Here is a 2168-nt window from a genome sequence, read left to right on the forward strand (position 1 = left end):
CGCCTGTGCCGCCACCAGACTGCCCAGCCCGGCATGCGTAACCACGACACCCTTCGGCGTCCCCGTCGAACCCGACGTGTAGATCACATACGCCGCTTGTTCCGGAGATACCACGGTGTCCGACGGCTCACCAGACAGGCGTGACACCGCGGCAGCCACCCGCGGATCGTCCAACGCCACCGACCGCACCCGACCGGCGGGAAGCTCGTCAAGGACGTCTTCCAGTCCCAGTACCACAGCGGCGCGCGCGTCCGCGAGCATGAACCCAGCACGCTCCACCGGCAGCCCAGGATCGATCGGCAAATAGGCGCCACCCGCCTTCACCACCGCCAGCAACGCCACGATCAGATCCACACCTCGGGGCAGGCTCACACCCACCACCGACTCCGCGCCCACCCCAAGGTTCGTCAAATACCGGGCCAGGCGATTCGCCCGAGCCTCCAACTCCGCGAACGACACCTCGACCCCGTCACCCACCACGGCCACCGCGTCCGGTGTCCGCAACACCTGCGCCGCGAACAACCCCGGCAGCGACAGCGTCGGCACCTCAACCGCGGTGTCGTTCCACCCCACCAACACCCGATCCCGCTCACCCGCGTCCCACACATCAACCGCCGACACCCGCACCGACGGATCGGCGAGCACCGACTCCAGCACCCGCAACCAACGCCGACCGATCACGGCCACGGTGTCCTCGTCGAACAGATCCGCCGACCCAGTCAACACACCCCGCAGCCCAGCTGCACCGCCCGCGGCGTCGAACACCTCACCAATGTTCAAGTCAAGATCAAACCGCGCCGCGGACACCGCCGCCGCGTTCGACGCCTGCCCGCCAACCGCCACCCCGGGCAGGTCCAGCACTGCGTCAGCGGTGTTCTGCACCGTCAACATCACCTGGAACAGCGGGTGCCGTGACGGCAGCCGTACCGGCGACAACACCTCCACCAGCCGCTCGAACGGCACATCCTGGTGCTCGAACCCGGCCAGCGACGTCTCCCGCACCCGAGCCAGGACCTCGGTGAATGTGGGGTCACCCGACAGGTCGGTGCGCATCACCAGACTGTTGATGAAGAACCCGACCAGATCGTCCAATGCCTGGTCGGTACGCCCGGCCGTCGCCGCGCCCATCGGAATGTCCGTGCCGGCACCGAGCTTCGACAACGCGATCGCCAGTGATGCCTGCACGACCATGAACATGGTCACGCCGTGCTCCTGCACCACATCCCGCAGTCGCGCATGCAACTCCGCCGGCACCACGCATGGCACCTCAAACCCACGATGTGTAGGCACCGCGGGCCGCGACCGATCCGCGGGGAGGTTGAGCTCCTCCGGCAGCCCGGCCAGGGTCTGCTGCCAGTACGACACCTGCCGAGAGATCAGGCTCTCCGGATCCGACTCGTCTCCGAGCAACTCCCGCTGCCACAGCGTGTAGTCCGCGTACTGCACCGGCAGCGGCTCCCACGCCGGGGCATGCCCGGCGCAGCGCGCGGCGTAGGCCGTGGAGAGGTCCCGGGCCAGTGGTCCTGTCGACCAGGCATCACAGGCGATGTGATGCACCACGACCACCAGGACGTGTTCGTTCTGGCCGGCCGAGATGAGGTTCGCTCGGATCGGCAGTTCCGCGGTCAGGTCGAAGCGACACTCCGCGGCGTCGTCGACCGCCGGCTGCAGGTCCGCCGGTGCGACCTCGACGATGCCGAGGCTCCAGTCGAGGTCCTCAAGTTCGACGATGTGCTGGTACGGCTGCCCGTCGATGGCCGGCAGGACCGTCCGCAGCACCTCGTGCCGGCCGAGCACATCCCGCAGTGCCTGATCCAACGCGATCCGGTCCACGTCACCGGACAGCCGCAGGACGACTGGAACGGTGTAGAGGGAGCTCGAACCCTCCAGCTGTTCCATGAACCACAGACGCTGCTGCGCGTATGACAACGGGATCATCAGGACTCCTTAGAGTTGCGCATTGGCCGCAGCGCCGGCCGGGTCGACTTCCGGTCGTCCATGTGCTCTGCAAGACCGGCGACGGTCGGAATTTCGAACAGCGTCCGGATGGATAGGTCAACGTTCAGGGCTGCGCGGACGCGGCTGATGAGGCGTACCGCCAGCAGTGAGTGCCCGCCGAGGGCGAAGAAGTCGTCGTCGACGCCGACGGAGTCAAGGCCGAGGACTTC

General features: G+C 67.4%; 2 protein-coding genes. Both read right to left on the reverse strand.

Going from position 1 to position 2168, the window contains the following annotated elements; all coding sequences use genetic code 11:
• A partial coding sequence (locus AB0K00_RS57665; RefSeq protein ID WP_363540199.1) for a condensation domain-containing protein occupies window positions 1–1938 on the reverse strand: 1938 nt, incomplete at its 3' end.
• Window positions 1938–2168, reverse strand: a 231-nt coding sequence (locus AB0K00_RS57670; RefSeq protein ID WP_363540201.1) for a phosphopantetheine-binding protein, incomplete at its 5' end; no start/stop codon positions are given. The genes AB0K00_RS57665 and AB0K00_RS57670, both read right to left, overlap by 1 nt.

Origin of the sequence: Dactylosporangium sp. NPDC049525 (assembly GCF_040676755.1) — a bacterium.
GTDB lineage: Bacteria > Actinomycetota > Actinomycetes > Mycobacteriales > Micromonosporaceae > Dactylosporangium.